The 25799-nt window shown below is 63.5% G+C and carries 32 protein-coding genes; 12 read left to right on the top strand and 20 right to left on the bottom strand.

What is annotated here, in order from left to right; translation table 11 throughout:
* Positions 1–142: 142 nt before the first annotated feature.
* Both JLK41_RS04690 and JLK41_RS04685 read right to left on the bottom strand, forming a co-directional pair.
* Positions 143–1489, bottom strand: a complete 1347-nt coding sequence (locus JLK41_RS04690; RefSeq protein WP_210390465.1) for a tryptophan--tRNA ligase — start codon at positions 1487–1489, stop codon at positions 143–145.
* A gap of 38 nt (positions 1490–1527) precedes the next feature.
* On the bottom strand, positions 1528–2157 hold the full coding sequence (locus JLK41_RS04685) for an alpha/beta hydrolase (protein ID WP_210390464.1): 630 nt from the start codon (positions 2155–2157) through the stop codon (positions 1528–1530).
* Positions 2158–2422: 265 nt separating this feature from the next.
* Between JLK41_RS04685 and JLK41_RS04680 the strand changes: the two genes are divergently transcribed.
* Positions 2423–2854 (top strand): Z-ring associated ZapG family protein, encoded by a 432-nt coding sequence (locus JLK41_RS04680; protein ID WP_037046561.1) that lies wholly within the window; start codon positions 2423–2425, stop codon positions 2852–2854.
* Positions 2855–3049: 195 nt separating this feature from the next.
* Here JLK41_RS04680 and cysN read toward each other — a convergent pair whose 3' ends face one another.
* The 4 genes from cysN to JLK41_RS04660 all read right to left on the bottom strand — a co-directional run bounded on the left by cysN (position 3050) and on the right by JLK41_RS04660 (position 7193).
* A complete protein-coding gene (cysN, locus tag JLK41_RS04675) occupies positions 3050–4945 on the bottom strand; it encodes a sulfate adenylyltransferase subunit CysN (protein ID WP_037046557.1) in 1896 nt (631 codons plus the stop codon).
* 49 nt (positions 4946–4994) lie between these two features.
* Positions 4995–5336, bottom strand: a complete 342-nt coding sequence (locus JLK41_RS04670) for a four helix bundle protein (protein ID WP_047586983.1) — start codon at positions 5334–5336, stop codon at positions 4995–4997.
* Between the two features lie 48 nt (positions 5337–5384).
* Positions 5385–6302, bottom strand: coding sequence for a sulfate adenylyltransferase subunit CysD (gene cysD, locus JLK41_RS04665; RefSeq protein ID WP_037046552.1), 918 nt, complete (start codon positions 6300–6302; stop codon positions 5385–5387).
* A gap of 132 nt (positions 6303–6434) precedes the next feature.
* A complete protein-coding gene (locus JLK41_RS04660) occupies positions 6435–7193 on the bottom strand; it encodes a Nif3-like dinuclear metal center hexameric protein (RefSeq protein ID WP_037046550.1) in 759 nt (252 codons plus the stop codon).
* Positions 7194–7303: 110 nt separating this feature from the next.
* Here JLK41_RS04660 and algW point away from each other — a divergent pair, with 110 nt between their 5' ends.
* Positions 7304–8446, top strand: a complete 1143-nt coding sequence (algW, locus tag JLK41_RS04655; RefSeq protein WP_179553485.1) for a Do family serine endopeptidase AlgW — start codon at positions 7304–7306, stop codon at positions 8444–8446.
* Between the two features lie 54 nt (positions 8447–8500).
* Here algW and hisC read toward each other — a convergent pair whose 3' ends face one another.
* The 11 genes from hisC to JLK41_RS04600 form a co-directional block, all read right to left on the bottom strand.
* A complete protein-coding gene (gene hisC / locus JLK41_RS04650) occupies positions 8501–9553 on the bottom strand; it encodes a histidinol-phosphate transaminase (protein WP_210390463.1) in 1053 nt (350 codons plus the stop codon).
* Between the two features lie 80 nt (positions 9554–9633).
* Positions 9634–10944, bottom strand: a complete 1311-nt coding sequence (hisD, locus tag JLK41_RS04645; RefSeq protein WP_037046542.1) for a histidinol dehydrogenase — start codon at positions 10942–10944, stop codon at positions 9634–9636.
* A 137-nt stretch (positions 10945–11081) separates the two neighbouring features.
* Positions 11082–11717 carry an ATP phosphoribosyltransferase gene (gene hisG, locus JLK41_RS04640; protein WP_037046535.1) on the bottom strand — a complete coding sequence of 212 codons (636 nt, stop codon included), beginning with the start codon at positions 11715–11717 and terminating at the stop codon, positions 11082–11084.
* Between the two features lie 150 nt (positions 11718–11867).
* Complete coding sequence (murA, locus tag JLK41_RS04635) at positions 11868–13133, bottom strand: UDP-N-acetylglucosamine 1-carboxyvinyltransferase (RefSeq protein WP_037046532.1); 1266 nt, start codon at positions 13131–13133, stop codon at positions 11868–11870.
* Between the two features lie 22 nt (positions 13134–13155).
* Positions 13156–13395 carry a BolA family protein gene (locus JLK41_RS04630; protein ID WP_017678930.1) on the bottom strand — a complete coding sequence of 80 codons (240 nt, stop codon included), beginning with the start codon at positions 13393–13395 and terminating at the stop codon, positions 13156–13158.
* A 123-nt stretch (positions 13396–13518) separates the two neighbouring features.
* A complete protein-coding gene (locus JLK41_RS04625; RefSeq protein WP_210390462.1) occupies positions 13519–13824 on the bottom strand; it encodes an STAS domain-containing protein in 306 nt (101 codons plus the stop codon).
* Positions 13821–14453 (bottom strand): MlaC/ttg2D family ABC transporter substrate-binding protein, encoded by a 633-nt coding sequence (locus JLK41_RS04620; protein ID WP_179553483.1) that lies wholly within the window; start codon positions 14451–14453, stop codon positions 13821–13823. The genes JLK41_RS04625 and JLK41_RS04620 overlap by 4 nt, the downstream gene beginning before the upstream one ends.
* A 14-nt stretch (positions 14454–14467) precedes the next feature.
* Entirely contained in the window at positions 14468–14938 is a 471-nt protein-coding gene (gene mlaD / locus JLK41_RS04615) for an outer membrane lipid asymmetry maintenance protein MlaD (RefSeq protein ID WP_037046523.1), read from the bottom strand.
* A complete protein-coding gene (mlaE, locus tag JLK41_RS04610) occupies positions 14938–15735 on the bottom strand; it encodes a lipid asymmetry maintenance ABC transporter permease subunit MlaE (RefSeq protein WP_037046520.1) in 798 nt (265 codons plus the stop codon). Before mlaE ends, mlaD begins: the two co-directional genes overlap by 1 nt.
* On the bottom strand, positions 15735–16544 hold the full coding sequence (locus JLK41_RS04605) for an ATP-binding cassette domain-containing protein (protein WP_150608148.1): 810 nt from the start codon (positions 16542–16544) through the stop codon (positions 15735–15737). The genes mlaE and JLK41_RS04605 overlap by 1 nt, the downstream gene beginning before the upstream one ends.
* Positions 16541–16786 carry a hypothetical protein gene (locus JLK41_RS04600; protein WP_156049158.1) on the bottom strand — a complete coding sequence of 82 codons (246 nt, stop codon included), beginning with the start codon at positions 16784–16786 and terminating at the stop codon, positions 16541–16543. The genes JLK41_RS04605 and JLK41_RS04600 overlap by 4 nt, the downstream gene beginning before the upstream one ends.
* Here JLK41_RS04600 and JLK41_RS04595 point away from each other — a divergent pair.
* The 10 genes from JLK41_RS04595 (at position 16785) to JLK41_RS04550 (ending at position 23769) form a co-directional block, all read left to right on the top strand.
* Positions 16785–17759: a KpsF/GutQ family sugar-phosphate isomerase gene (locus JLK41_RS04595; protein WP_134676875.1), complete on the top strand. Its 975-nt coding sequence runs from the start codon at positions 16785–16787 to the stop codon at positions 17757–17759. The genes JLK41_RS04600 and JLK41_RS04595 overlap by 2 nt on opposite strands.
* The gene (locus JLK41_RS04590) at positions 17759–18280 is read left to right on the top strand and encodes a KdsC family phosphatase (RefSeq protein WP_047586962.1); all 522 of its coding nucleotides are present in this window, start codon (positions 17759–17761) and stop codon (positions 18278–18280) included. Before JLK41_RS04595 ends, JLK41_RS04590 begins: the two co-directional genes overlap by 1 nt.
* Positions 18281–18287: 7 nt before the next feature.
* Entirely contained in the window at positions 18288–18854 is a 567-nt protein-coding gene (gene lptC, locus JLK41_RS04585) for an LPS export ABC transporter periplasmic protein LptC (protein ID WP_047586960.1), read from the top strand.
* Positions 18841–19383 (top strand): lipopolysaccharide transport periplasmic protein LptA, encoded by a 543-nt coding sequence (lptA, locus tag JLK41_RS04580; protein ID WP_047586957.1) that lies wholly within the window; start codon positions 18841–18843, stop codon positions 19381–19383. Before lptC ends, lptA begins: the two co-directional genes overlap by 14 nt.
* The gene (gene lptB / locus JLK41_RS04575; RefSeq protein WP_047586954.1) at positions 19383–20108 is read left to right on the top strand and encodes an LPS export ABC transporter ATP-binding protein; all 726 of its coding nucleotides are present in this window, start codon (positions 19383–19385) and stop codon (positions 20106–20108) included. Before lptA ends, lptB begins: the two co-directional genes overlap by 1 nt.
* Positions 20109–20244: 136 nt before the next feature.
* Positions 20245–21738: an RNA polymerase factor sigma-54 gene (locus JLK41_RS04570; protein WP_047586951.1), complete on the top strand. Its 1494-nt coding sequence runs from the start codon at positions 20245–20247 to the stop codon at positions 21736–21738.
* A gap of 98 nt (positions 21739–21836) precedes the next feature.
* The gene (hpf, locus tag JLK41_RS04565) at positions 21837–22145 is read left to right on the top strand and encodes a ribosome hibernation-promoting factor, HPF/YfiA family (RefSeq protein WP_037046497.1); all 309 of its coding nucleotides are present in this window, start codon (positions 21837–21839) and stop codon (positions 22143–22145) included.
* 12 nt (positions 22146–22157) lie between these two features.
* Entirely contained in the window at positions 22158–22622 is a 465-nt protein-coding gene (ptsN, locus tag JLK41_RS04560; RefSeq protein WP_210390461.1) for a PTS IIA-like nitrogen regulatory protein PtsN, read from the top strand.
* Positions 22623–22624: 2 nt separating this feature from the next.
* Positions 22625–23482 carry an RNase adapter RapZ gene (gene rapZ, locus JLK41_RS04555; RefSeq protein WP_210390460.1) on the top strand — a complete coding sequence of 286 codons (858 nt, stop codon included), beginning with the start codon at positions 22625–22627 and terminating at the stop codon, positions 23480–23482.
* Between the two features lie 14 nt (positions 23483–23496).
* Positions 23497–23769 carry an HPr family phosphocarrier protein gene (locus JLK41_RS04550; protein WP_037046487.1) on the top strand — a complete coding sequence of 91 codons (273 nt, stop codon included), beginning with the start codon at positions 23497–23499 and terminating at the stop codon, positions 23767–23769.
* A gap of 32 nt (positions 23770–23801) precedes the next feature.
* Here JLK41_RS04550 and JLK41_RS04545 read toward each other — a convergent pair whose 3' ends face one another.
* The 3 genes from JLK41_RS04545 to JLK41_RS04535 are packed head-to-tail and all read right to left on the bottom strand — an operon-like array spanning position 23802 to position 25777.
* Positions 23802–24701 carry a ZIP family metal transporter gene (locus tag JLK41_RS04545; RefSeq protein ID WP_037047383.1) on the bottom strand — a complete coding sequence of 300 codons (900 nt, stop codon included), beginning with the start codon at positions 24699–24701 and terminating at the stop codon, positions 23802–23804.
* A 14-nt stretch (positions 24702–24715) separates the two neighbouring features.
* The gene (locus JLK41_RS04540) at positions 24716–25327 is read right to left on the bottom strand and encodes a superoxide dismutase (protein ID WP_037046481.1); all 612 of its coding nucleotides are present in this window, start codon (positions 25325–25327) and stop codon (positions 24716–24718) included.
* A gap of 12 nt (positions 25328–25339) precedes the next feature.
* Complete coding sequence (locus JLK41_RS04535) at positions 25340–25777, bottom strand: tetratricopeptide repeat protein (RefSeq protein ID WP_051800506.1); 438 nt, start codon at positions 25775–25777, stop codon at positions 25340–25342.
* Positions 25778–25799 lie beyond the last annotated feature (22 nt).

Raw genomic sequence — 25799 nt, 5'->3', positions numbered from 1 at the left:
TGGCTCGCGAGCCTGCAAGCAGGCGCTCGGCCGGGCAAGTAAAAACGGGGGCGTCACTTTAGCGACGCCCCCGTGGATTGGCAATCCGTGCACGTCGGACGGATGCGTGACGCCCCCGCGTTCACGGGAGCGCGAGCCCCGATCAGTCCTGCGGCGCCAGCGCCTCGCGCAAACGCTGGATGGCGGCCTCAAGGGCCTGCGCATCGGCGAACTCGGGGCTACTCGCCACGCTCTCGCCATCGATCCAGACCGAGAAGAACAGGCCGTCTGCGCGCACATCCAGCGCTTCGCCAGCCTGCAGGCGCTTGCCGACCATGCCGGACGACTTGCCATCGGCAAACGACTTCGACAGCAACAGCTGCTCGCCATCGGCGTCCAGCAGGCGGAAACGGAAACTGCCGTCATCATCGCGGAAGCTGACGAAACGCGCGCTCTTGGCCGCTTTCTTCTTCTCGCTGCCGGCTGCCTGCACCTGCTCGCGGAACGAACGCAGGCCAACCGCTTCGCGCAGTTCGCCGAGGAACGGCGTGGCGATGCGGCGCGCCTTGGCGGCACCGGCGAGGAGAATGTCCTCGAGGTCGGCGGGCCTGGCGATCAGCGCGTTGTAGCGCTCGCGGGCCTCGCCCAGCTCGCCTTCCAGCAGCTGGTACAGACGGCTCTTCGCCTCGCCCCAGGCCAGCCCGGCCTCCAGCTCGGCGCGGAACTCGGCCTGCTGGGTGGAGGATGCAAAGGCCTGGTACAGGGTGAACAGGTGCGAGCCGTCGGCATCCTTGGGCTCGCCCGGCAGCCTGGAGTCGGTGACGATGCGTGCGATCGCCTCCTTGAGCTGCTTGCTGGTACCGAACAACGGGATGGTGTTGTCGTAGCTCTTGCTCATCTTGCGGCCATCGAGACCGGGCAAGGTGGCGACTTCTTCCTCGATCACCGCCTCCGGCAGGACGAACAGGTCCTTGCCCTTGCCGAACAGGTGGTTAAAGCGCTGACCGATGTCACGTGCCATCTCCACGTGCTGGATCTGATCGCGACCGACTGGCACCTTCTGCGCGTTGAACATGAGGATGTCCGCCGCCATCAGTACCGGGTAGCTGAACAGGCCCATGGTCACGCCGGCGTCCGGGTCTTCGCCGGCCTCGACATTCTTGTCCACCGATGCCTTGTAGGCATGGGCGCGGTTGAGCAGGCCCTTGCCGGCGACGCAGGTGAGCAGCCAGCACAGCTCGGGGATCTCGGGGATGTCCGACTGGCGATAGAAGGTCGCCTTGTCCACATCCAGGCCCAGTGCCAGCCAGGTGGCCGCGATTTCCAGGCGCGAACGCTGGATGCGCGCGGGATCGTCACACTTGATCAGCGCGTGATAGTCGGCGAGGAAGTAGAACGAGTCGGCATCCGCGGCGCGACTGGCGACGATGGCCGGGCGAATGGCGCCGGCGTAGTTGCCCAGGTGCGGCGTGCCGGTGGTGGTGATACCGGTGAGGATACGGGTGGTCATAGTGATTCGCTTGTCTTGCTGCAATGACTAGGCGGGGCTCAGAGACGAGGCAGAAGGAGGTCCTTCAGATCGGTCAGCTTGCCATGGAAGAAGTGGCCGCATTCTGCCACTTTCAGCAGTTCATGGGCACGCCCGAGATTGGCCGACCAGTCGTAGACCACCTGTGGTTCCACCACTTCATCCGCCTCTGGCTGGATCACCACCAGCGGGCACTGGCTCGCCGGGGGCGTATCGCCGCCGAGGCGATGCACGGCGGGCGCCACCATGAACAGCTTGCTGGGTGTCCGTTCCTGAGCCTCCAATCGTGCGCCTAGGGCCGCCGCGACGAAACCGCCGAAGGAAAACCCCAGCAGGGTGATGGGCAGGTCCGGGTAGCGTTCCTGCAGCCAGGCAGCGACCGCCTCGGCATCGTCCACCTCGCCGGCGCCCATGTCATGGCTACCTGCGCTGGCACCGACGCCACGGTAGTTGAAACGCAGGGTGTGATAGCCACAATCGCGTGCCGTGCGCTGCAGGGTAGACACCACCTTGTTGAGCATGGTCCCGCCCTGCACCGGATTGGGGTGGCAGACCAGGGCAATGCCACGGGCGTCAGGCACTTCCAGCAGAAGGGCTTCGAGCTGGCCCACCGGGCCGGGAATGAAAATGGGGGTTTCGCGACTGAGCAACACTGAACTCCGTGACCCCGCAACGGGTCGACTCGTCTAGCAAACTGCCTGTGCGGCAAATGAACCTGTTCAGCGTCTCGCGAGCCGGAGCAATGCAAGGCCAAAACAGGGGAGGAAGCGCAGTGTACTGATGTACATGAGCATTCCGAACCGGTTTTTACCGCAGCAGTGCCGACGCGCAGTAGACTCCGAGCAGGTTCTGGTCGTATACAGCACAGGCTCAAGCCGCTAACGTAAAGCAAAGCCGTTTTGAGAGGAAGGACTCGTGGAACAGACACTTGCAGCCTGGTTGGTACCCGCCCTGACCCTGGTGGTCGGCATCGCCGTGGGCTTTCTGCTCGCCCGCCTGGCGCCCAACGCCGCACCTGGCCGCACACAGCGGCAGATGGATGAGATGCAGGCACGCTTCGAGGCCTACCAGAACGAAGTGGTGACCCACTTCAACACCACTGCCAGCCTGGTGAAGAAACTCACCCAGAGCTACCAGGATGTGCAGGAACACCTGTCCGACGGTGCGAACCGCCTGGCCCTGGACGAGCTGACCCGTCAGCGCCTGCTGGCCACGCTGAACAGCGCGGAAAATGCCGAGAAGCGCGAGCGCCTGACGCCGCCGAAGAACTACGAAATGCCCAAGGACTACGCGCCGAAGAACGACGGCCCGGGCATGCTGGACGAGAGCTACGGCCTGAAGAAGTAACCCGCCAGCGAGATACGAAAAGCCCCGCATCGCGGGGCTTTTTATTGGCTGCGATGACACGACCAAAACAGCTGGCGGTCGGCGTGCCCACCCGCTCTCGCAGCGGCTGCCGCGTTACGGGCCATCGCGACGCCCTGCTCCCTGACGAAAAAGGCCCCGCACATCTGGCGGGGCCTTTCGTTCAGCAGAGGACGATCAGATCGCGCCGCGACTGCGCAGCAGCTCCAGCACCGCCTTGACGCCCTGCTCGATCGACTGCGACTGGGTGTCGATCACCAGGTCGGCATCCAGCGGTACGTCGTAGGGGAAGCCCTCGCCGGGGATGTTGTCGCCACCAGCCGCGTACAGCCCCTGCGGGTCACGCTCGGCGCAGATCTGCGGCGAAGCCTGCACGTAGACGGTCAGCGCACGCTCGCGACCAATTAGCGCCTTGGCCTGCTCACGCCCTTCGGCATCCGGAGCGACGAAGGCGGCCAGCGCGATCATCCCGGCCTCGTTGAACTGACGCGCCACATGCGCGGCGCGACGCCAGTTCTCGGCACGCCCGGCACGATCCTGCGGCAGCCCTTTGTTCAGGTCATGGCGCAGGTTCTGCCCGTCGAGGACGAACACACCACGGCCCATGTCGAACAGCTTGCGCTCCACCGCGTACGCCAGGGTGCTCTTGCCTGCACCGGAGAGGCCGGTGAACAGCACGGTAGCTGGCTGCTGACCGAAGCGCGAGGCGCGCTCCTCGGTCGACACATGCGCCAGGCGACCGTGCTGACCGCCGCCATGAGCGACCGGCTCGGCGATGATCATGCCGGCACCAACGGTGCCGTTGGTCAGTCGATCGATGACGATGAACGCGCCGGTGGTGCGGTTGTGCTCGTAGCCATCGAGGGCGATCGGGGCATCCAGCGCCACCTTGACCCGGCCGATCTCGTTGAGCTTCAGCTCGCTGGCCGCGCCCTGCTCCAGGGTGTTCACGTCGACACGGTGCACGATGCTCGGGATCGAGCCTGGCACGTAGCTGGTGGCGCGCTTGATGTCGTACTTCTTGCCCGGCAGCATCGGCTCTTCGCCCATCCAGACCAGCATGGCCTCGAAGCCGTCGGTGACCTGCGGACGATTGTCGGCGTGCACCAGCATGTCGCCGCGCGACACGTCGATCTCGTCTTCCAGGGTCAGGGTGATGGCCTGGCCCGGACCGGCCTGCTCCAGCTCACCTTCATAGGTGACGATGGACTTGACCCGGCTGGTCTTGCCCGACGGCAGCGCCAGGACTTCATCGCCCTTGCGCACGATGCCGCTGGCCAGGGTGCCGGCGAAGCCACGGAAGTTCAGGTTGGGGCGGTTGACGTACTGCACCGGGAAGCGCAGGTCGTCGAAATTGCGGTCACCGGAGACTTCCACGGTCTCGAGGATCTCCATCAGCGACTGGCCGGTGTACCACGGCGAGCGCTCGGACTTGTTGACCACGTTGTCGCCCTTGAGCGCCGACATCGGTACGAACTCGAGGGTGCTCGGGCGCAGGTTGATCTTCTCGGCGAACGACAGGTAGTCGGCCTTGATCTGCTCGAACACGCCCTGATCGAAGTCCTTCAGGTCCATCTTGTTAACGGCGACCACGATGTGCTTGATGCCCAGCAAGGAGGCGATGAAGCTGTGGCGCTTGGTCTGGGTCTGCACGCCGTAGCGGGCGTCGATGAGGATGATCGCCAGGTCGCAGGTCGAGGCACCGGTGGCCATGTTGCGCGTGTACTGCTCATGACCGGGGGTGTCGGCGATGATGAACTTGCGCTTGGCGGTGCTGAAGTAGCGGTAGGCCACGTCGATGGTGATGCCCTGCTCGCGCTCGGCCTGCAGGCCATCGACCAGCAGCGCCAGGTCGATATCGTCGCCGGTGGTGCCGACCTTCTTCGAATCCTTGGTGATGGCTTCCAGATGGTCTTCGTAGATCATCTTGGAATCGTGCAGCAAGCGACCGATCAGCGTGCTCTTGCCGTCGTCGACGTTACCGCAGGTGAGAAAACGCAGCAGTTCCTTGCGTTCGTGCTGAGCCAGGTACGCGAGGATGTCCTGGCTGATCAAATCGGATTGGTGACTCATCTTTCTTGGCTCCAAGCTGCAAGCTTCAAGCGGCAAGCCAAACCGGTGGCTAACCTGAGATTCTGTTGATCAACCCGCTGAGCATTCTGGAAAGCTCTCGGGTTTCTGATACCCACTGTGTCGCAAGCGCATCGGGGATGTAGCCTATTTCACTGCCGATGATCAGCTGGGTGCGCAACTCCGCGCATGATCCTTTGGCAATGCGCAGGTAATGACACTTTTCCCTGTCACTACCTCGTTCCATTCCCTCGGCGATATTGCTGGGAATCGACAACGCTGAACGCCCCAACTGATCGCGAAAGCCAAAATCACGGCAACCCTGAAGCCCTAAGAAGACTTGCACGGCCAGTGACTTCGACCTTTGCCAAACCTCCAGCTTCTCGAAATCCATTTCCCCTTGCTCCATTCCACTTGAAGCTTGTTGCTTGCCACTTGTGGCTTAGAAATAGCCCTGACGTTTCTTCTCTTCCATCGAACCGGCCTGGTCGTGGTCGATGACCCGGCCCTGGCGTTCGCTGGTCTTGGTCAGGAGCATCTCCTGGATGATGTCCGGCAGGGTCGCCGCCGTGGACTCCACCGCGCCGGTCAGCGGGTAGCAGCCGAGGGTACGGAAACGCACCATCTTCTTGGTGATACGTGCCTTCTCCTCGTCGGAGAGGTGCTCGAGGATGCGCTCGTCATCGATCATGATCAGCGTGCCGTTGCGCTCGATCACTTCACGCTCGGCGGCGAAGTACAACGGAACGATCGGGATCTGCTCCAGATAGATGTATTGCCAGATGTCCAGCTCGGTCCAGTTCGACAGCGGGAAGACACGGATCGACTCGCCCTTCTTCACCTTGCCGTTGTACACGTTCCACAGCTCGGGGCGCTGGTTCTTCGGGTCCCAGCGATGCTTGCTGTCACGGAAGGAGTAGACACGCTCCTTGGCACGCGACTTCTCTTCGTCGCGGCGGGCACCGCCGAAGGCGGCGTCGAAACCGTACTTGTCCAGCGCCTGCTTGAGGCCCTCGGTCTTCATCACGTCGGTGTGCTTGGCACTGCCGTAGGTGAAGGGGTTCATGTCCTGCGCCACACCGTCAGGGTTGATGTGGGTGATCAGATCCAGGCCCATTTCGCTGACCATCTTGTCGCGGAAACGGTACATTTCCTGGAACTTCCACCGTGTATCGACGTGCATCACCGGAAATGGCAGCTTGCCGGGGAAGAACGCCTTGCGGGCCAGGTGCAGCATCACGGCGGAATCCTTGCCGATGGAATAGAGCATCACCGGGTTGTCAAATTCGGCGGCCACTTCACGAATGATGTGGATGCTTTCCGCCTCCAGCTGCTTGAGATGGGTCAGTTTGTCGAGCATGGCTACTCACGGTTTGCTGTTATGGGGCCGGCGGGCCGTGGACGAGCGCGCACTCTATCACAGCATCTGCTTATACTCAGGGCACTGGTTAGACCGAAAAGATCTAGCGTTATACCTGCCCGTAAGCGCCATTCAGATGGGATTGGGGCAGTCGATGAACAGGTGTTCGAGGGCGAAACGCCGCGCCAGATAGTCGCCCAGGGCCTGCACGCCGTAACGCTCGGTCGCGTGATGGCCGGCCGCGATGAAGCTCACGCCGTTCTCGCGGGCACTGTGGAAGGTCTGCTCGGAGGCCTCGCCGGTCAGGTACAGGTCGACCCCTGCGGCGATGGCCTGGTCGATGTAGCCCTGGCCACCGCCGGTGCACCAGCCGACCCGACGAATCAGCCCCTGCCCTTCGACCAGCAGCGGTTCGCGACCGAGGGCCTGCTGCACGTGACGGGCGAAATCGGCGGCACTCATCGCCTCCGCCAGCGAGCCGACCAGACCGACGGTACGCGGGTTGTCCGGCTCCAGCGGCCCTTCGACGACGATGCCCAGCTGCCGAGCGAGCTGCACGTTGTTGCCGACCTCGGGATGGACATCCAGCGGCAGGTGGTAGGCCAGCAGGCTGATGTCATGCGCCAGCAGGGCCTTCAGGCGGCGCTGCTTCATGCCGGTGACACAAGGGTTCTCGCCTTTCCAGAAATAGCCGTGATGCACCAGCAGCACATCGGCCTCGGCTTCGATGGCCGCCTCTATCAGTGCCTGGCTGGCGGTAACGCCGCTGACGATACGGCGCACTTGCGGACGCCCCTCGACCTGCAGACCATTGGGGCAGTAATCGCTGATGCGCGACGCGTTGAGAAAAGCGTCAGCTTCCTCGACCAGGGTGGACAGGGCAATGGCCATGAAGATTCCTCTCAAGCTGTTGCGGGCCGCTGCCTAATTGGCGAGCACCTCACTATAATGCGCCACCTTAAGGGCGACCTTTTGCCCTCGCAACCCTCAGGATTGTCTCGATGCCCCAGGCACTGCGTTTTCTCGGTTGGCCCCTGCTGGTCGGTGTGCTGCTCGCACTGCTGCTGATTCAGCAGTACCCGGAGTGGGTCGGCTTGCCGCGCAAGGAAGTGCAGCTGGTCCAGGCACCGACCTACAGCCGCCTGCAGGAAGGCCCCGTGTCCTATGCCGAAGCCGTGGACACGGCGTCGCCGGCGGTCGCCAACCTCTATACCACCAAGCTGGTGAGCAAGCCGGCCCACCCACTGTTCGAAGACCCGACCTTCCGCCGCTTCTTCGGTGACAACCTGCCCCGCCAGCAGCGCATGGAGTCGAGCCTGGGCTCGGCCGTGCTGATGAGCCGCGAAGGCTACCTGCTGACCAACAACCACGTCGTCAGCGGCGCCGACCAGATCGTCGTGGCGCTCAAGGACGGCCGCGAAACCCTCGCACGGCTGATCGGCAGCGACCCGGAAACCGACCTGGCGGTGTTGAAGATCGATCTGCCCAACCTGCCGGCGATCACCCTGGGCCGCTCCGACGCCATCCGCATCGGCGACGTGACCCTGGCCATCGGCAACCCGTTCGGCGTCGGCCAGACCGTGACCATGGGCATCATCAGCGCCACCGGGCGCAACCAGCTGGGACTGAACACCTACGAGGACTTCATTCAGACCGATGCGGCGATCAACCCCGGCAACTCGGGCGGCGCGCTGGTCGACGCACATGGCAATCTGGTGGGCATCAACACCGCGATCTTCTCCAAGTCCGGTGGTTCGCAGGGCATCGGCTTCGCCATCCCGGTCAAACTGGCGATGGAGGTGATGCAGGCGATCATCGAACATGGCCAGGTGATCCGTGGTTACCTGGGCGTCGAAGTGCAGCCGCTGACTCCTGAACTGGCCGAATCCTTCGGCCTGGAAGGCCGCCCCGGCATCGTCGTCGCCGGCGTCTACCGCGACGGCCCGGCGCAACGCGCCGGCCTGCAGCCAGGCGACCTGATCCTCAGCATCGATGGCGAAACGGCCAGTGACGGGCGCCGCTCGATGAATCAGGTGGCGCGCACCAAGCCTGGCGACAAGATCCGCATCGAAGTACTGCGCAACGGCAAGCAGTTGGAGCTGACCGCGGAGATCGGCATTCGCCCACCGGCCAACGGTAACTGAAGACATGAAAAAGCCGGCATCAGCCGGCTTTTTCATGCCTGCCCCGCGAGCGTCTTACAGCCCCTGCAAGGCCTCCAGCAACGCCTGGTTCTGTTCCGGCGCACCAATGGTGATGCGCAGGAACTGAGCGATGCGCGACTGCTTGAAGTGCCGCACGATCACACCCTGCTCACGCAGGCCGGCCGCCAGGGTCGCAGCGTCCTTGCCGGGATGGCGGGCAAAGACGAAGTTGGCCGCCGACGGCAGTACCTCGAATCCCAGCCCCTGCAGGCCCGCCACCACCGCCTCGCGGCTGGCGATGACCTGCTGGCAGGTCTGCTCGAAGTAGGCACGGTCCGCGAAGGCCGCCGCCGCACCGGCGATCGCCATACGATCGAGCGGGTAGGAGTTGAAGCTGTTCTTGATTCGCTCCAGGGCCTCGATCAGGTCGGGATGGCCCACGGCGATACCGACGCGCAGACCGGCCAGCGAGCGCGACTTGGACAAGGTCTGGGTGACCAGCAGATTGGGGTACTTGTCCAACAGGCTGATCGCCGTCTCGCCACCGAAGTCGATGTAGGCCTCGTCCACCAGCACCACCGAATCAGGGCTGCCCTGCAGCAGGCGCTCGATGGCGTCGAGCGGCAGCACGCAGCCGGTCGGCGCATTGGGGTTGGGGAAGATGATGCCGCCATTGGGCCTGGCGTAGTCCTCGACACGGATCTGGAACTGCTCGTCCAGCGCCACCTGCTCATGGTCGATACCGTACAGGCCGCAGTACACCGGGTAGAAGCTGTAGCTGATGTCCGGGAACAGCAGCGGCGCGTCATGCTGGAACAGGCCGTGGAAAGCGTGTGCCAGCACCTCGTCGGAACCGTTGCCGACGAACACCTGGGCCGGCTGCACGCCGTAGTACTCGGCCACCGCCTGCTTCAGGCGATCGCCGTTGGGGTCCGGGTACAGGCGCAGGTCATCGTTCAGCTCCGCCTGCATGGCCGCGATGGCCCTGGGCGAAGGACCGTAGGGGTTTTCGTTGGTGTTGAGCTTGACCAGCCTGCTCAGCTTCGGCTGCTCACCCGGCACGTAGGGCACCAGGTCCTTGACGAAGGGGCTCCAGAATTTGCTCATCTGCCCTTCTCTCCTCGAATACTTGAGTTGTCTTATGCAAAGCGGTGGACAAGCGTAGCGTTGTCCACCCTGCGCGGCCGTTAAGGCTTGATGCGGTACTCGGCGCTGCGCGCATGCGCGGTCAGCGACTCGCCGCGAGCCAGCACCGAAGCGCTCTTGCCCAGCTCGGACGCCCCGTCCGGCGAACAGAAGATGATCGACGAACGCTTCTGGAAGTCATACACCCCCAGCGGCGAGGAAAAGCGCGCAGTACCGGAGGTCGGCAGCACGTGGTTGGGGCCGGCGACATAGTCGCCCAGCGCCTCGGCGGTATAACGCCCCATGAAGATCGCACCAGCGTGGCGAATCTGCGGCAGCCAGGCTTCCGGGTCGGCCACCGACAGCTCCAGGTGTTCCGGGGCGATGCGGTTGGCCACCTCGATGGCCTCGGCCATGTCCGCTACCTGCACCAGTGCGCCACGGCCTTCCAGCGAAGTGCGGATGATCTCGGCACGCTCCATGGTCGGCAGCAGCCTGGCGATGCTCTCGGCCACGCGGTCGAGGAAGGCGGCATCCGGGCTGACCAGGATCGACTGGGCATCTTCGTCGTGCTCGGCCTGGGAGAACAGGTCCATGGCGATCCAGTCCGGATCGGTCGCGCCGTCGCAGACCACGAGAATCTCGGACGGCCCGGCGATCATGTCGATACCGACCTTGCCGAACACATGGCGCTTGGCGGTGGCCACGTAGATGTTGCCGGGGCCGACGATCTTGTCCACCGGTGGCACGCTCTCGGTGCCATAGGCCAGGGCAGCGACGGCCTGCGCGCCACCGATGGTGAACACGCGGTCGACACCGGCCAGGGCGGCGGCGGCCAGCACCAGTTCGTTGATCTCGCCACGCGGGGTCGGCACCACCATGACCACTTCCGGCACGCCGGCGACCTTGGCCGGAATGGCGTTCATCAGCACCGACGACGGATAGGAGGCCTTGCCGCCCGGCACGTACAGGCCGGCGCGGTCCAGCGGAGTGACCTTCTGCCCGAGCACGGTGCCGTCGGCCTCGCTGTAACGCCAGGAGTCCTGCTTCTGCTTCTCGTGGTAGCTGCGCACGCGCTCGGCGGCGACCTCCAGGGCCGCACGCTGCTCGGCGGTGATGCGTTCCAGCGCCTGTTCCAGACGCGCGCGCGGCAGGATCAGATCGGCCATCGAGGCCACTTCCAGAGCATCGAAGCGCTGGGTGTACTCGACCAGAGCGGCGTCGCCCCGCTCGCGCACGGCCTTGATGATTTCCAGCACGCGCTGATTGACGCCATCGTCGGAGACGCTTTCCCAGGCGAGCAGATGGTCCAGATGAGCCGCGAAGTCCGGATCGGCAGCATTGAGTCGGCGGATGGCAACGGGAGCGGTCATAGCGAAAGCCTCATCTGATTGGCGTTTTCTCGGGCGCCCGTAATGTAGCAAGCCCACCGTGCGGGCACCCGAGAAAAATGGCTATGACACGGATAGGCTGGTAAAGCACCCTGCCGCTAGGGCAGGCGTGCCATTGATCAGCCTTGGTGTCGTGCTTCGACGGCACCACGCAGGGTTTCGATCAGCGCCTGGATGCGGGCGTGCTGCATCTTCATCGACGCCTTGTTGACGATCAGTCGCGAACTGATCGTCGCGATCAGCTCCTGCGGTTCCAGACCGTTGGCACGCAGGGTGTTACCGGTATCGACCACGTCGATGATCTTGTCCGCCAACCCCACCAGCGGCGCCAGCTCCATCGAGCCGTAGAGCTTGATGATGTCGACCTGGCGACCCTGCTCGGCATAGTAGCGCTTGGCGACGTTGACGAACTTGGTGGCGACGCGCAGGCGCCCCTTGGGCTCCGGCGCACCGACCTTGCCGGCGGTCATCAGCTTGCACTTGGCTATCTGCAGGTCCAGCGGCTCGTAGATACCCTGGCCACCGTACTCCATCAGCACGTCCTTGCCGGCCACGCCGAGATCGGCGGCGCCGTGCTCGACATAGGTTGGCACGTCGGTGGCGCGCACGATCAGCAGACGCACGTCATCCTGAGTGGTGGGGATGATCAGCTTGCGACTCTTGTCCGGATTCTCGGTCGGCTCGATGCCCGCTGCCGCCAGCAGTGGCAGGGTGTCATCGAGAATGCGGCCTTTGGACAGGGCGATGGTCAGCATGAAACGGTTTCCTTGATCGGAAGCGGCCGCTCCGACGGGAAGCGGCCCTACGACAATGGCGGCACGCGGAGGCACCTGATCACAACGCCGCTGGCTGCAGGCCCGTCACAACGCAGCAGGGCCGGCGCACAGCGAGTTGCCAGCGGCGTCTCAGCCCGGCACGCGGCGAATCTTGGCACCCAGCAGTTGCAGCTTCTCTTCGATGCACTCGTAGCCACGGTCAATGTGGTAGATGCGGTCGATCAGCGTATCGCCATCGGCCACCAGCGCAGCCAGCACCAAACTGGCAGAAGCACGCAGGTCGGTCGCCATGACCGGGGCACCCTTGAGCTTGTCGACACCCGTGACGATGGCGGTGTTGCCCTCGACCAGGATGTTGGCGCCCATGCGCAGCATCTCGTAGACGTGCATGAAGCGGTTTTCGAACACGGTCTCGACGATGGTGCCGGTGCCTTCGGCCACCGCGTTGAGGGCGATGAACTGCGCCTGCATGTCGGTGGGGAACGCCGGGTAAGGCGCGGTCCGCAGGTTCACGGCCTTGGGACGCTTGCCCTTCATGTCCAGCTCGATCCAGTCCGGGCCGGTGGTGATCTCGGCACCCGCTTCCTGCAGCTTGGCCAGCACGGCTTCCAGGGTCGACGGATCGGCATCCTTGACCTTGACGCGGCCGCCGGTAACGGCAGCAGCGACCAGGTAGGTACCGGTTTCGATACGGTCGGGCATGACATTGAAACGCGCGCCGTTGAGACGCTCGACACCGTCGATGACGATGGTATCGGTACCCGCACCCTGAATCTTCGCCCCCATGGCGATCAGGCAGTTGGCCAGGTCGACCACTTCCGGCTCGCGGGCGGCGTTTTCCAGCACGCTGCGGCCCTTGGCCAGGGTCGCCGCCATCATGATGTTCTCGGTGCCGGTCACGCTGACCACATCGAAGAAGAAGTGCGCGCCACGCAGGCCGCCTTCCGGCGCCTTGGCCTTGATGTAGCCGCCTTCCACGTCGATCTTCGCGCCCATGGCCTCGAGCCCGCGGATGTGCAGGTCAACCGGACGCGAGCCGATGGCGCAACCGCCAGGCAGGGCAACTTCGGCTTCACCGAAACGGGCGACCATCGGACCGAGCACGAGGATCGAGGCACGCATGGTCTTGACCAGCTCGTAGGGGGCGACCAGCGTCTTGATGCTGCGCGCGTCGACTTCGACGGAGAGCTTTTCGTCGATCACCGGCTCGATGCCCATGCGACCGAACAGTTCGATCATGGTGGTGATGTCGTGCAGGTGCGGCAGGTTGCAGATGGTGACCGGCGCATCGCCCAGCAGGGTCGCGGCCAGGATCGGCAGCGCAGAGTTCTTCGCACCGGAAATACGGATTTCGCCATCGAGGCGAGCGCCGCCGGTAATGATCAGTTTGTCCATAGGAATCTCGTCGCCCGCAGGCTCAGGAACGCGCGGCCCAATCGGCCTGGCTGAAAAATTTCATGGTCACGGCGTGGATGCTGCCATCGGCGATCCAGGCGTTGAGGTGGGCATAGATCTGCTGCTGACGCTTGACCGGGCTGAGAGCGGCCAGATCGTCGCTGATCAGGTTCAGCTGGAAGTTGCAGCCTTCGCCTTCGACTTCCACCTGGGTATTCGGGAGTTTTTCCTCTAGGAGGCTTTTTACTTCTGCAGCCTGCATGCTCGACCTCGACTGACGCATTCGGGCACCTGAGCCCGCGGGTCGGCCATCATACAAAAAAGCCTCCCGCCTGCGAACCCCGCCCGCCGCACCGCTGACGGAACGTCGAGAGGCGGTTCTCGGTTACGCCAGTGGCAGCAACTCCAGCAACCCGCTGACCTGGGCGATCTGCCGCATGTCCTCGGGCAGGCCGCTGATCGACAGTTCATGCCCGGACTCGCGCGCATCGCGAGTGAACGCCAGCAGCAGCGACAGGCCGACGCTGCTGGACTTCTCCACCGCCGCACAGTCCAGCGACAGGCGCTTGACGCTGCAGCTGGTGATCAGGCGCGCACCCTGCTCGCGCAAGCCGGGGCCGGTGCGATAGTCGAGCACGCCGGCCAGCTGCAGCTTACCGGGCGCCCGCTCGATGATGGTCGCCTGGCTCACGAATTGCCTCGCGCCTCACGCGCCCTGGCCACGGTATCGGCCCAGGTGTCGATGACCTTGTCCAGGTCGTTGCGATTGTTCTGCATCGACTGGGCGAACTGGTCGCGGAACAGCTTGCCGACGTTGATGCCGTTGATCACGACGTTGCGCAGCTTCCACACACCATCCATGGACACCATGGTGTAGGACAGCGGATAGACCACGCCCTTGCCGTCACGGATTTCCATGCCGATCGAGGTGCGCTCGGCGTCCTGCTTGCCGGTGGCCGGCAGCACACGGATGTCCTGATTGTCGTACTCGAGCAGGGCGTTGCCGTAGAACTGCATCAGGCTGCGCTTGAAGTTCTCCTGGAAGCGGCTCATCTGCTCGGGCGAGGCCTGACGCGAATAGCGCACGGTCATCACGCCACGCGAGATGCCGTCGACATCCACCACAGGGCCGAGAATGTCGTTGAGCGACTGATAGAAAGCCGCCGGATCACGACGGTACTCGTCCTTGTTGGCCTTGAGGTCCGCCAGCAGCGTATCGGTGGTCTGCTGCACCACCTCGTGAGCGCTCGGCGCCGCCAGTGCCAGCAGAGGCATGGCCGCGAGCAGGGTCAGCAACAGGTTACGTGCGGTCTTGAACATCTTGGGAGCCCTCATCAATTGGCTTCGTCTTTATTGACCGAATTGAGCAGGAATTTGCCAATCAGGTCTTCCAGCACCAGCGACGACTGGGTGTCGTGGATGGTGCTGCCGTCTTTGAGCACCGCCTCCTCACCACCCACGCTGATGCCGATGTATTTCTCGCCGAGCAGCCCAGCGGTCAGAATCGACGCAGTGGAGTCCTCGGGTAGATTGTCGACGTTACCGTCGAGTTCCAGGGTCACCCGCCCCATGTAGCTGTCACGATCCAGGTCGATGGCCGTCACCTTGCCGATACTGACACCGGCCATGGTCACCTTGGCGCGCACGGTCAGGCCGGCAATGTTGTCGAAATAGGCATAGACCTTGTAGGTGTCACCCGCCGATCCGACGCTCAGGCCGCTGACGCGCAGGGCCAGCAGCAGCAGGGCCAGCACACCTGCCATCAGGAACAGACCGACACCAATCTCCAGCGTGCGGTTTTGCATCAGAAATCTCCAAACATCAAAGCGGTCAGAATGAAATCCAGCCCCAGCACGGCCAGCGAGGCATAGACAACGGTACGGGTAGTGGCGCGACTGATCCCCTCGGACGTGGGCTCGCAGTCATATCCCTGGAACACGGCGATCCAGGTCACCACGAAGGCGAAGACGATGCTCTTGATCACGCCGTTGAGCACATCGTCATAGAAGGAAACGCTGTTCTGCATGTTGGACCAGAACGAGCCCTCGTAGACTCCCAGCCAGTCGACGGCGACCATGGCCCCGCCCCAGATGCCGACGACACTGAAGATCATCGCCAGCAGCGGCATGGAGATGAAACCGGCCCAGAGGCGCGGGGCGACGATGTACTTGAGCGGATCGACACCGATCATTTCCAGGCTGGACAACTGCTCGGTGGATTTCATGTTGCCGATCTCGGCGGTCAGCGCCGAACCGGCACGTCCGGCGAACAGCAGCGCAGTCACCACCGGGCCAAGCTCACGCAACAGGGTCAGGGCGACCATCTGCCCCACGGCCTGCTCGGAGCCATAGCTGACCAGGATGTTGTAGCCCTGCAGCGCCAGCACCATGCCGATGAAGACGCCGGAGACGACGATGATCGCCAGCGACATCACGCCGACGGCGAACAGCTGCTTGATCAGCAGTTGCATCGGCTTGCCGGCGCGGTTGCGGCCGAACAATGCGCCCACCAGGAACAGCATCGAGCGCCCCAGCGTCGCCACCACATCGATACCCGCACGACCGAACAGACGCAGCCGTTCGAGCGGTGAAATTCTGCGCATCAACCTCTCCCCAACAGATCTTCGCGGTAATCCGGCGCCGGATAATGAAAGGGTACCGGACCATCCGGCGTGCCTTTCATGAACTGCCGGATACGCGGGTTATCCGACTCCATCAGCTCGGCCGGAGTGCCGTGTCCCAGCACCTGCGCATCACCGACGACATAGAGGTAGTCGGCAATGCTGGCGGTTTCCGCAAGGTCGTGAGAGACCACCACGCTGGTGATTCCCAGCGCGTCATTGAGCAGGCGGATCAGGCGCACCAGCACGCCCATGGCGATGGGGTCCTGGCCGACGAAGGGCTCGTCGTACAGCAGTATCTGCGGGTCCAGCGCAATGGCACGCGCCAGGGCCACACGGCGCTTCATGCCGCCGGACAGCTCGTCCGGCATCAGCTCCAGCGCGCCACGCAGGCCGACGGCCTGCAGCTTCATCAGCACGATGTCGCGGATCATCTCTTCGGGCAGCTTGGTGTGCACGCGCAACGGAAAGGCGACGTTCTCGAAGACATCGAGGTCGGTGAACAGCGCGCCACTCTGGAACAGCACGCCCATCTGCTTGCGCATGTCGAACAGCTCATCGCGCGACAGCTTCGGCAGACTGACGCCCGCGACGCGGACATCACCGGCGGACGGACGCAACTCGGCGGCGATCAGCCGCAGCAGCGTGGTCTTGCCGCAACCGGACGGCCCCATGATGCCGGTGACCTTGCCGCGCGGTATGCGGATATCGACCGTGTCGAAGATCGACCGCGCGCCACGCTTGAAGCTGACGCCCTGCAACTCGATCGCATACTCGTGCTCGGCGCTCATCTGAACTCCTTGAAAAACTGGCCTTCCTGGCAGACGCCATCTCTCACCCGATGGGACACACCTGCAAGATGGCCGAAATGGCCGCGGACTATAGCATTTGCTGGAGTTGCCGCCCAATAGCGGCGCGCGCCAGCGTTCAGACTTGCGACAGCTTCGATACTAAGCACACTCAGCAAAGGTGAGCGCTGCAAGCTTTTCCGTTTATAATCCTCGTCTTTTTCGCCCGAAGCTTCGTTCAGCATGAACCAGACCCGCGACCTGATTGACTCCGCGCAGCGCACCATTCGCCTCGAGATCGAAGCAGTACAGGAACTTTTGCCTCGTATCGACGCAGATTTCGTCAAGGCCTGCGAGCTGATCCTGGACTGCAAGGGCCGCGTGGTCGTGGTCGGCATGGGCAAGTCCGGGCACATCGGCAACAAGATCGCCGCCACCCTGGCCAGCACCGGCACCACGGCGTTCTTCGTCCATCCGGCCGAGGCCAGCCACGGCGACATGGGCATGATTACCCGCGATGACATCGTCCTGGCCCTGTCCAACTCCGGCTCCACGGCGGAGATCGTCACGCTGCTGCCGCTGATCAAGCGTCTCGGCATTCGCCTGATCAGCATGACCGGCAACCCGAACTCGCCGCTGGCCCAGGCCGCCGAGGTCAATCTCGATGCCAGCGTCTCGCAGGAAGCCTGCCCGCTGAACCTGGCACCGACGTCCTCGACCACCGCCAGCCTGGTACTCGGCGACGCCCTGGCCATCGCCCTGCTGGAAGCTCGCGGCTTCACCGCCGAAGACTTCGCCTTCTCCCACCCGGGCGGCGCACTTGGCCGCCGCCTGCTGCTGAAAGTGGAGAACGTCATGCACAAGGGCGACGCACTGCCCTGCGTGCAACGCGGCACCAGCCTGCGTGACGCACTGCTGGAAATGACCCAGAAAGGCCTGGGCATGACCGTGGTACTGGAGAACGACGGCCGCCTGGCTGGCATCTTCACCGATGGCGACCTGCGTCGCACGCTGGACAAGGGCATCGACGTGCGCCAGGCGCTGATCGATGAGGTGATGACCCCGCATGGAAAGACCGCCCGCGCAGAGATGCTCGCGGCAGAGGCCCTGAAGATCATGGAAGACCACAAGATCAATGCTCTGGTCGTCGTCGACGACCAGGACAACCCGGTCGGCGCATTGAACATGCACGACCTGCTGCGCGCGGGGGTGATGTGATGAACGACCTGCTGCAGCGAGCACGCGCCGTCAAGCTGGCGATCTTCGACGTCGATGGCGTACTCACCGACGGCCGCCTGTACTTCCTCGAAGACGGCAGCGAGTTCAAGACCTTCAACACCCTCGACGGCCACGGCATCAAGATGCTCATCGGCTCGGGCGTGCGCACCGCCATCATCAGCGGGCGCAAGACCCCGGTGGTCGAGCGCCGCGCCAACAACCTCGGCATCCAGCACCTGTTCCAGGGCCGTGAAGACAAGCTCGTCGTTCTCGACGGCCTGCTCGCCGAACTCGGCCTAGACTACGAGCAGGTCGCCTACCTGGGCGATGACCTGCCGGACCTGCCAGTCATCCGTCGCGTCGGCCTGGGCATGGCCGTGGCCAGCGCGGACGGCTTCGTGCGCCAGCACGCCCACGGCGTGACCCAGGCGTGCGGCGGGGCAGGCGCCGCCCGGGAATTCTGCGAACTGATCATGCGTGCCCAGGGCACGCTGGATGCGGCCCAAGCCGCCTACCTGTGAGCCAAGCATGCCGCGTCAAGCCTTCAACACTCTGATTTTCGCCCTGATCGCAGCCGTCGTGGCCGCCCTCGGGTACTGGAACATCGCCCCGGAAACCCCACACCGACCTCAGCAGGCCGGCAACGACGACGCCATCGACTTCTACGTACTGGGTGCACGCACCGTGCAGTACCAGGATGACGGCAAGCTGCACTACCGCATGACCGCGGAGAAGCTCGAGCACGTCAAGAGCACTGACATCACCCTGGTCGACACCCCCAAACTGGACCTCTACCGCGGCACCGAACTGCCCTGGAAGGTCACCAGCCAGCGCGCCGAGGTCTCCCCCGGCGGCACCGAGGTGGAGCTGATCGACGATGTGCGCATCGCGCGCACCGATGCCAAGAACCGCCCGACCATCATCACCAGCAGCCGCATGACCGTAATTCCCGACAAGGAATATGCGCAGACCAAGCAAGCCGTTAGAATCGTCGCGGCCAATGGGGTGACCACGGCACAAGGAATGAAAGCGTACTTGAATGACGGCAGGATGATCCTGCAGTCCAACGTAAGAGGCCAGCATGAGGTTCGTTAACACCCTCCCCCTGATTCTCAGCCTCAGCGCCGCATTGGGAAGCGCGGCCGCCTGGGCTCTGCCATCGGATCGCGACCAGCCGATCCGCATCCAGGCCGACACGGCCGAATTGGATGACAAGCAGGGCGTCGCAGTCTATCGCGGCGATGTGATCATCACTCAGGGCACCCTGAAGATCACCGGCGACACCGTCACCATCACCCAGACCGCCAGCGGTGACATCGACGTGTTCACTTCGGTGGGCAACCTCGCCTACTACGAACAGAAGCCGGATGTGGACAAGGACATCGTCAAGGCCTACGGCAAGACGATCCAGTACTTCGCCAGCAACGAACGTATCGTGCTGATCGATCAGGCCAAGGTGATCCAGGAAGGCAATACCTTCGAGGGCGAGAAGATCGTCTACGACACCCGCCGCCAGATCGTCAACGCAGGCCGCGCCACTGGCAGCAATGTCAGCACGCCGCGCCCACGCATCGACATGGTCATCCAACCGAAGAACAAACCCGCGGATCAGGCACAGCAGTAATGGCCATTCTCAAAGCCCAACATCTGGCGAAAAGCTACAAGAGCCGCCAGGTCGTGCGCGACGTCAGCATGAGCATCGAAAGCGGGCAGATCGTCGGCCTGCTGGGCCCCAACGGTGCCGGCAAGACCACCTGTTTCTACATGATCGTCGGCCTGGTACGCGCCGATCAGGGTCGCGTGCTGATCGACGACGTCGACGTCAGCCATCAACCCATGCACGGCCGTGCTCGCGCCGGCATCGGCTACCTGCCGCAGGAAGCCTCGATCTTCCGCAAGCTCTCGGTAGCCGACAACATCATGGCTATCCTCGAGACCCGCAAGGATCTCGACCGCGCTGGACGTCAGGCCGAACTGGAAAGCCTGCTGCAGGAATTCCACATCCATCACATCGCCGACAGCCTGGGCATGAGCCTGTCCGGTGGCGAACGGCGTCGCGTGGAGATCGCCCGAGCCCTGGCCACCAACCCGAAGTTCATCCTGCTCGACGAACCCTTTGCCGGCGTCGACCCGATCTCGGTAGGTGACATCAAGCAGATCATCCATCACCTCAAGGCCAAGGGCATCGGCATCCTGATCACCGATCACAATGTGCGCGAGACCCTGGACATCTGCGAGACCGCCTACATCGTCAACGACGGCCAGCTGATCGCCGAAGGCAACGCCGAGACCATCCTCGCCAACCAGACGGTGAAAGAGGTGTATCTGGGCCACGAGTTCCGCCTGTAGGGCGCAGGCTATTTCGCTACAGAAATATTGCACCCCCTAGGCAAGAACGAGAAATTCAGGCATATAATTTGCTTCCTGGCGGCGCTTCGGCGCCCTGATGTGGAAGGCGTAACTCGCCAGTAAATTAAGGTCTGCAATGAAACCATCGCTAGTCCTCAAGATGGGCCAGCAGCTGACGATGACACCGCAGCTGCAACAGGCTATCCGCCTCCTCCAACTGTCGACCCTGGACCTGCAACAGGAAATCCAGGAGGCACTGGAATCCAACCCCATGCTCGAGCGCCAGGAAGACGGCGACGACTTCGACAACAGCGACCCCATGGCCGACGGCGCGGAAAGCGCCGCCCCCACCCCCAGCAAGGAAGACAGCTACCAGGAATCCACCCCGACGGTGGACAGCCTGGAAGAAGGCGAGTGGGCAGAGCGCATTCCCAATGAACTGCCGGTCGACACGGCCTGGGAAGACGTCTACCAGACCAGCGCCAGCAGCCTGCCGAGCAACGACGATGACGAGTGGGACTTCACCACCCGTACCTCCAGCGGCGAGAGCCTGCAGAGCCACCTGCTCTGGCAGCTGAACCTGGCGCCCATGTCCGACAAGGACCGCCTGATCGCCGCCACCCTGATCGACTGCATCAACAACGACGGCTACCTCGAAGAAACCCTCGAAGAAGTCACCGAGTCCTTCGACCCTGAACTCGACATCGAGCAAGACGAAGTCGAGGTCGTCCTGCATCGCATCCAGCAGTTCGAACCGGCCGGCATTGGCGCGCGCGACCTGCGCGAGTGCCTGCTGCTGCAACTGCGCCAGCTGCCTGCCGGCACGCCATGGCTGAGCGAGACGCAGCGTGTGGTCAGTGACTTCCTCGAAGTGCTCGGCAGCCGCGACTACGCCCAGCTGATGCGGCGCACCAAGCTCAAGGAAGACGAACTGCGCCAGGTCATCGACCTGATCCAGCGCCTCAATCCGCGCCCCGGCTCGCAGATCGAATCCAGCGAGCCGGAATACGTGGTACCGGACGTGATCGTGCGCAAGCACAATGATCGCTGGCTGGTGGAGCTCAACCAGGAAGCCATGCCACGCCTGCGCGTCAACGCGCAGTACGCGGGCTTCGTCAAGCGAGCCGACTCCAGCGCCGACAACACCTTCATGCGCAACCAGTTGCAGGAAGCGCGCTGGTTCATCAAGAGCCTGCAAAGCCGCAACGAAACGCTGATGAAGGTGGCCACGCAGATCGTCGAGCACCAGCGCGGTTTCCTCGACTACGGCGACGAGGCGATGAAACCGCTGGTCCTGCACGACATCGCCGAAGCGGTCGGCATGCACGAGTCGACCATCTCGCGCGTGACCACGCAGAAGTTCATGCACACCCCGCGTGGCATTTACGAGCTGAAATACTTCTTCTCCAGCCACGTCAGCACCTCCGAAGGGGGCGAATGCTCGTCCACCGCGATCCGCGCAATCATCAAGAAACTGGTCGCGGCAGAAAACGCGAAAAAGCCGTTGAGTGACAGCAAGATCGCTGGTTTACTGGAGGCACAAGGCATCCAAGTCGCCCGTCGGACGGTCGCCAAGTATCGCGAGTCCCTCGGCATAGCGCCCTCCAGTGAGCGCAAGCGACTGATGTAGGCCAGATCGATTGGAGGCCTGGGCCTCCAAGCCAACGTGTTCCGGTGGCGGGTCGCACGAGACCCGTCTCTTACACAAGGCAACAAGGAGAAAGCGGTATGCAAGTCAACATCAGTGGACATCAGCTGGATGTGACCGACGCCCTGCGTGACTATATCGGCGAGAAACTGGGCCGACTGGAACGCCACTTCGACAAGATCACCAACGTTCAGGTGACCATGGAGGTCGAGAAACTCAAGCAGAAGATTGAGGCGACTCTGCACGTTGCAGGCGGCGAAGTGGTCGCCAACGCCGAACATCAGGACATGTACGCAGCCATCGACCTGTTGGCCGACAAACTTGACCGTCAACTTATCAAGCACAAGGAAAAGCAGCTCGACCGCCTGCAAGGCGCCACGGCCCGCTGACATTCCCCATCCATGATCCGACTTGAAAACATCCTGACCCCCGGCCGTTCCCTGGTGAACGTGCCGGGCGGCAGCAAGAAACGCGTGCTCGAACAGATCGCCAACCTGGTCGCCCGCGATCTTCCCGACCTGGATGCCCAGGACATTTTCGAAAGCCTGATTGCCCGCGAGAAACTCGGCTCGACCGGTTTCGGCAACGGCATCGCCATTCCTCACTGTCGCCTGGCTGGCTGCAGTGAAGCGATCAGCGCCGTGCTGCATCTGGACACCGCAGTGGACTTCGACGCCATCGACGGCGCCCCGGTCGACTTGCTGTTCGTACTGCTAGTGCCGGAAGCCGCAACCGACGCTCACCTCGAGCTGCTACGCCAGATCGCCAGCATGCTCGACCGCGGCGACGTACGTGAACGTCTGCGCCATGCCTCAAGCGGCGAAGACCTTTACCAAGTGGTCGTGGACACTCAGAACGGTCAATAAGCATGCGCCTGATCATCGTCAGCGGTCGCTCGGGCTCGGGCAAGAGCACCGCCCTCGATGTCCTTGAGGACAACGGCTTCTATTGCATCGACAACCTGCCAGCCGGCCTCCTGCCTGATCTCGCGGAACGCTTTCTGCCGCACAGCGACATGCTCCTGCCACAGGTCGCGGTATCCATCGATGCACGTAACCTGCTGAGCCAGCTCAAGCGTTTTCCCGAACTGCTCGACGAAGTGCGCCAGCGCAACATTCGCTGCGACGTGCTCTATCTCGATGCCGAAGACGACACCCTGCTCAAGCGCTTCTCGGAAACCCGCCGGCGCCACCCGCTGACCAATGACAACCGCTCGCTGGCCGAGGCGATCGCCTACGAAAGCCAGTTGCTGGCTCCGATCACCGATCGCGCCGACCTGAAAATCGACACTACACGCCTGAACCTGTACCAGTTGCGCGACGCCCTCAAGCTCCGCCTGCTGGGCCAGGCACAAACTGGCACGGCATTTCTGGTCGAGTCCTTCGGCTTCAAGCGCGGCATGCCGGTAGACGCCGACCTGGTGTTCGACGCCCGCTGCCTGCCCAATCCCTACTGGAAACCCGAATTACGCGACTACTCCGGCCTCGACCAGCCCGTGATCGACTACCTGGCGGCGCAACCGGAAGTGGAAGAAATGTATCAGGACATTCTCGTCTATCTGGACAAGTGGCTGCCCCGCTTCGCCGCCAGCAACCGGGCCTACGTGACCGTCGCCATCGGCTGCACCGGCGGTCACCACCGTTCGGTCTACCTGGCCAGCCGCCTGAGCCAGGCACTGAAAGAGAAACTGAAGAACGTCCAGGTGCGTCACCGCGACCTCAGCTAAGGAGCCCCGCCGCGATGCCAGCACGCGATATCACCATCATCAACAAGCTCGGCCTGCACGCACGTGCTGCGGCCAAGTTCGTTGGCGTGGCCACGACCTACCCCTGCCAGGTGCGCATTGGCAGAAGCCCGGAGAGCCTGGTCGATGGCAAGAGCATCATGGCCGTGATGATGCTCGCGGCCGGCAAGGGCACCGATGTGCACCTGTCGACCGAAGGCGAACAGGAGCTGCAAGCGATGGAAGCCCTGGTCGGCCTGATCGAGAACTACTTCGAGGAAGGCGAGTAAGGCCGCGACCAGTTGCACCCGGCTCTTCAGTTCTAGGCCAGGGCGGTATCCAGCACCATCATCAGGCAGAAGCCCATCGCCAGCGCCAGACTGGCATCGCCGCGATAACCGTTGCCGTGCGACTCGGGAATGACTTCGTGAGTCACAGCGACCAGCATGGCCCCCGCAGCCAGCGCCAACCCCCAAGGCAACAGTAACTGCGACAGGCTCACCACCCAGGCGCAGAGCACCGCGAACAGCGGCTCGACCAGCCCGGACGCCGCGCCGATCAGCACCGCCCTCCCCCGCCCCATACCGGCACTGGCCAGCACCAGAGCGACGATCAGTCCCTCCGGCACGTCCTGCAGGGCGATACCAATCACCAGGCCCTCGGCGCCGCTCAGTCCGGCCCCGACAGCCACACCGACAGCCATGCCTTCCGGCACGTTGTGCAGCATGATGGCGATGACGAACAGCAGCACGCCCGGCGTCAGACCGGCCTGGGTATCCGGCAGGCACTGCCGCGTGTCCAGCAAACGCGCCAAACCGAGCAACCCAGCCGCGCCCAGCAACAGGCCAGCACTGCCCAGCGCGCCAGCCGACCAGGGGCCGAACCCTTGCGTGCGCGCCACGTCCAGCGCCGGTATCAACAGAGAGAACACTGCCGCCGCAAGCATGACACCGGCACCGAAGCCGAGCAGACGGTCACGCCAGCGCTGGGACAACTCGCGCATGAACAATACCGGCAGCGCGCCTGACGCCGTGCCGAGAGCGCACAACAGCCCGCCCTGCAAGGCATCCATCAAGCGCGGCTGCGCGTGCGGATCGAGCAGTGCGGTCGACTGGATGAACAGCAGCAACGCACCGCTGAACAGGATGGCCCCACCCAGCAGATAACGCAGTACTCGTCCGTTGGCGGCTGCCGAGGGGCTCAGCAAGGTTCGCCGCAGCATCACCAGGCGCATCCTCAGCTCGACGCCCGTCGGAATCGACTCGCCACTTCCGCCCAGTCGATGACGTTGTAGAAGGCACCAATGTATTCCGGCCGGCGGTTCTGGTAACGCAGGTAGTAGGCGTGCTCCCAGACGTCCAGCCCGAGAATCGGCGTGTTGCCGTGCATCAGCGGACTGTCCTGATTGGCGCTGCTCTCGACCAGCAACCTGCGCTGCGGCGTCACGCTGAGCCAGGCCCAGCCACTGCCGAAACGACTCAGCGCCGCTTGCGTGAAGGCCTCCTTGAATGCCGCGAAACCACCCAGTTCGGTATCGATCGCCAACGCCAGTTCCCCCTCGGGCACGCCGCCTCCGCTGGGTGACATCACCTGCCAGAACAGGCTGTGATTGGCGTGGCCACCCCCCTGATTGATCACCGCGCCCTGCAGGCTCTGCGGCAGCTCGCTGACCTGACGCAGCAAGTGCTCGACGTCCTGCTCGGCGTACGCCGTACCTTGCAGCGCCGCGTTGAGGTTGTTGATATAGGTCTGATGATGCTTGGTGTGGTGAATCTCCATGGTCTGCGCATCGATATGCGGTTCCAGGGCATCGTAGGCGTAGGCGAGCGGCGGAAGCTGATAAGGCATTGACGTCATCCTTCAGTGACAGTGACGGCCATTGCAGGCCAGGTGCTGCTGGCGCCTGCTCGGCGCCCCCAGCAAGCGGTCGGTACGCGGGAATGCGCCGTGCTCGGCGATGAACTGCAAGAGTTCGATGTAGGTACGCCGGCTGTGATGCATGGCGATATCCCGCAGCGCCTGGGGCTGCTGCGCGTCGCTCAGGGTCTGCAACAGGCGCTCATGGCTGGCACAGAGGTTCTCCGCCGCCTCCTCCGGCTGGCCCAGCGTCAGATGCAGATCGGCCAGGTTGTGGTGCGAGATCACGAACGCGGCCACTGCCATGTTGTGCTCGTGCCAACGCCCGAACAGCACCTGAGCCTCGGCCAGGGCTTGCAGATAGAGTTCACGGGCCTGCACCCAGTCGCCGTCCCGAAAGCAGCGGTTGCCCGCTTCGATGATGTGTTTCCAGTGCTCCATGGTTACCTCCCGGCTGCTCGCC

It is taken from the genome of Ectopseudomonas khazarica (assembly GCF_017915135.1).
Classification (GTDB): Bacteria; Pseudomonadota; Gammaproteobacteria; order Pseudomonadales; family Pseudomonadaceae; genus Aquipseudomonas; species Aquipseudomonas khazarica.
This window is presented reverse-complemented; position numbering and strand designations above follow the sequence as displayed.

Bases quoted from the DNA above. Each gene is read 5' to 3' on its own strand.
- JLK41_RS04540 (WP_037046481.1), bottom strand. From the start codon at position 25,327: ATGCCTTATCAGCTTCCGCCGCTCGCCTACGCCTACGATGCCCTGGAA.
- JLK41_RS04570 (WP_047586951.1), top strand. From the start codon at position 20,245: ATGAAACCATCGCTAGTCCTCAAGATGGGCCAGCAGCTGACGATGACA.
- hisG (WP_037046535.1), bottom strand. From the start codon at position 11,717: ATGCTGACCATCGCCCTGTCCAAAGGCCGCATTCTCGATGACACCCTG.
- lptA (WP_047586957.1), top strand. From the start codon at position 18,841: ATGAGGTTCGTTAACACCCTCCCCCTGATTCTCAGCCTCAGCGCCGCA.
- JLK41_RS04600 (WP_156049158.1), bottom strand. From the start codon at position 16,786: ATGCTGAACGAAGCTTCGGGCGAAAAAGACGAGGATTATAAACGGAAA.
- JLK41_RS04550 (WP_037046487.1), top strand. From the start codon at position 23,497: ATGCCAGCACGCGATATCACCATCATCAACAAGCTCGGCCTGCACGCA.
- JLK41_RS04670 (WP_047586983.1), bottom strand. From the start codon at position 5,336: ATGGATTTCGAGAAGCTGGAGGTTTGGCAAAGGTCGAAGTCACTGGCC.
- JLK41_RS04630 (WP_017678930.1), bottom strand. From the start codon at position 13,395: ATGCAGGCTGCAGAAGTAAAAAGCCTCCTAGAGGAAAAACTCCCGAAT.
- rapZ (WP_210390460.1), top strand. From the start codon at position 22,625: ATGCGCCTGATCATCGTCAGCGGTCGCTCGGGCTCGGGCAAGAGCACC.
- cysD (WP_037046552.1), bottom strand. From the start codon at position 6,302: ATGCTCGACAAACTGACCCATCTCAAGCAGCTGGAGGCGGAAAGCATC.
- JLK41_RS04545 (WP_037047383.1), bottom strand. From the start codon at position 24,701: ATGCTGCGGCGAACCTTGCTGAGCCCCTCGGCAGCCGCCAACGGACGA.
- JLK41_RS04595 (WP_134676875.1), top strand. From the start codon at position 16,785: ATGAACCAGACCCGCGACCTGATTGACTCCGCGCAGCGCACCATTCGC.
- lptB (WP_047586954.1), top strand. From the start codon at position 19,383: ATGGCCATTCTCAAAGCCCAACATCTGGCGAAAAGCTACAAGAGCCGC.
- JLK41_RS04535 (WP_051800506.1), bottom strand. From the start codon at position 25,777: ATGGAGCACTGGAAACACATCATCGAAGCGGGCAACCGCTGCTTTCGG.
- JLK41_RS04690 (WP_210390465.1), bottom strand. From the start codon at position 1,489: ATGACCACCCGTATCCTCACCGGTATCACCACCACCGGCACGCCGCAC.
- hpf (WP_037046497.1), top strand. From the start codon at position 21,837: ATGCAAGTCAACATCAGTGGACATCAGCTGGATGTGACCGACGCCCTG.
- JLK41_RS04605 (WP_150608148.1), bottom strand. From the start codon at position 16,544: ATGAGCGCCGAGCACGAGTATGCGATCGAGTTGCAGGGCGTCAGCTTC.
- algW (WP_179553485.1), top strand. From the start codon at position 7,304: ATGCCCCAGGCACTGCGTTTTCTCGGTTGGCCCCTGCTGGTCGGTGTG.
- JLK41_RS04660 (WP_037046550.1), bottom strand. From the start codon at position 7,193: ATGGCCATTGCCCTGTCCACCCTGGTCGAGGAAGCTGACGCTTTTCTC.
- JLK41_RS04590 (WP_047586962.1), top strand. From the start codon at position 17,759: ATGAACGACCTGCTGCAGCGAGCACGCGCCGTCAAGCTGGCGATCTTC.
- mlaE (WP_037046520.1), bottom strand. From the start codon at position 15,735: ATGCGCAGAATTTCACCGCTCGAACGGCTGCGTCTGTTCGGTCGTGCG.
- JLK41_RS04620 (WP_179553483.1), bottom strand. From the start codon at position 14,453: ATGTTCAAGACCGCACGTAACCTGTTGCTGACCCTGCTCGCGGCCATG.
- lptC (WP_047586960.1), top strand. From the start codon at position 18,288: ATGCCGCGTCAAGCCTTCAACACTCTGATTTTCGCCCTGATCGCAGCC.
- cysN (WP_037046557.1), bottom strand. From the start codon at position 4,945: ATGAGTCACCAATCCGATTTGATCAGCCAGGACATCCTCGCGTACCTG.
- hisD (WP_037046542.1), bottom strand. From the start codon at position 10,944: ATGACCGCTCCCGTTGCCATCCGCCGACTCAATGCTGCCGATCCGGAC.
- ptsN (WP_210390461.1), top strand. From the start codon at position 22,158: ATGATCCGACTTGAAAACATCCTGACCCCCGGCCGTTCCCTGGTGAAC.
- hisC (WP_210390463.1), bottom strand. From the start codon at position 9,553: ATGAGCAAATTCTGGAGCCCCTTCGTCAAGGACCTGGTGCCCTACGTG.
- mlaD (WP_037046523.1), bottom strand. From the start codon at position 14,938: ATGCAAAACCGCACGCTGGAGATTGGTGTCGGTCTGTTCCTGATGGCA.
- murA (WP_037046532.1), bottom strand. From the start codon at position 13,133: ATGGACAAACTGATCATTACCGGCGGCGCTCGCCTCGATGGCGAAATC.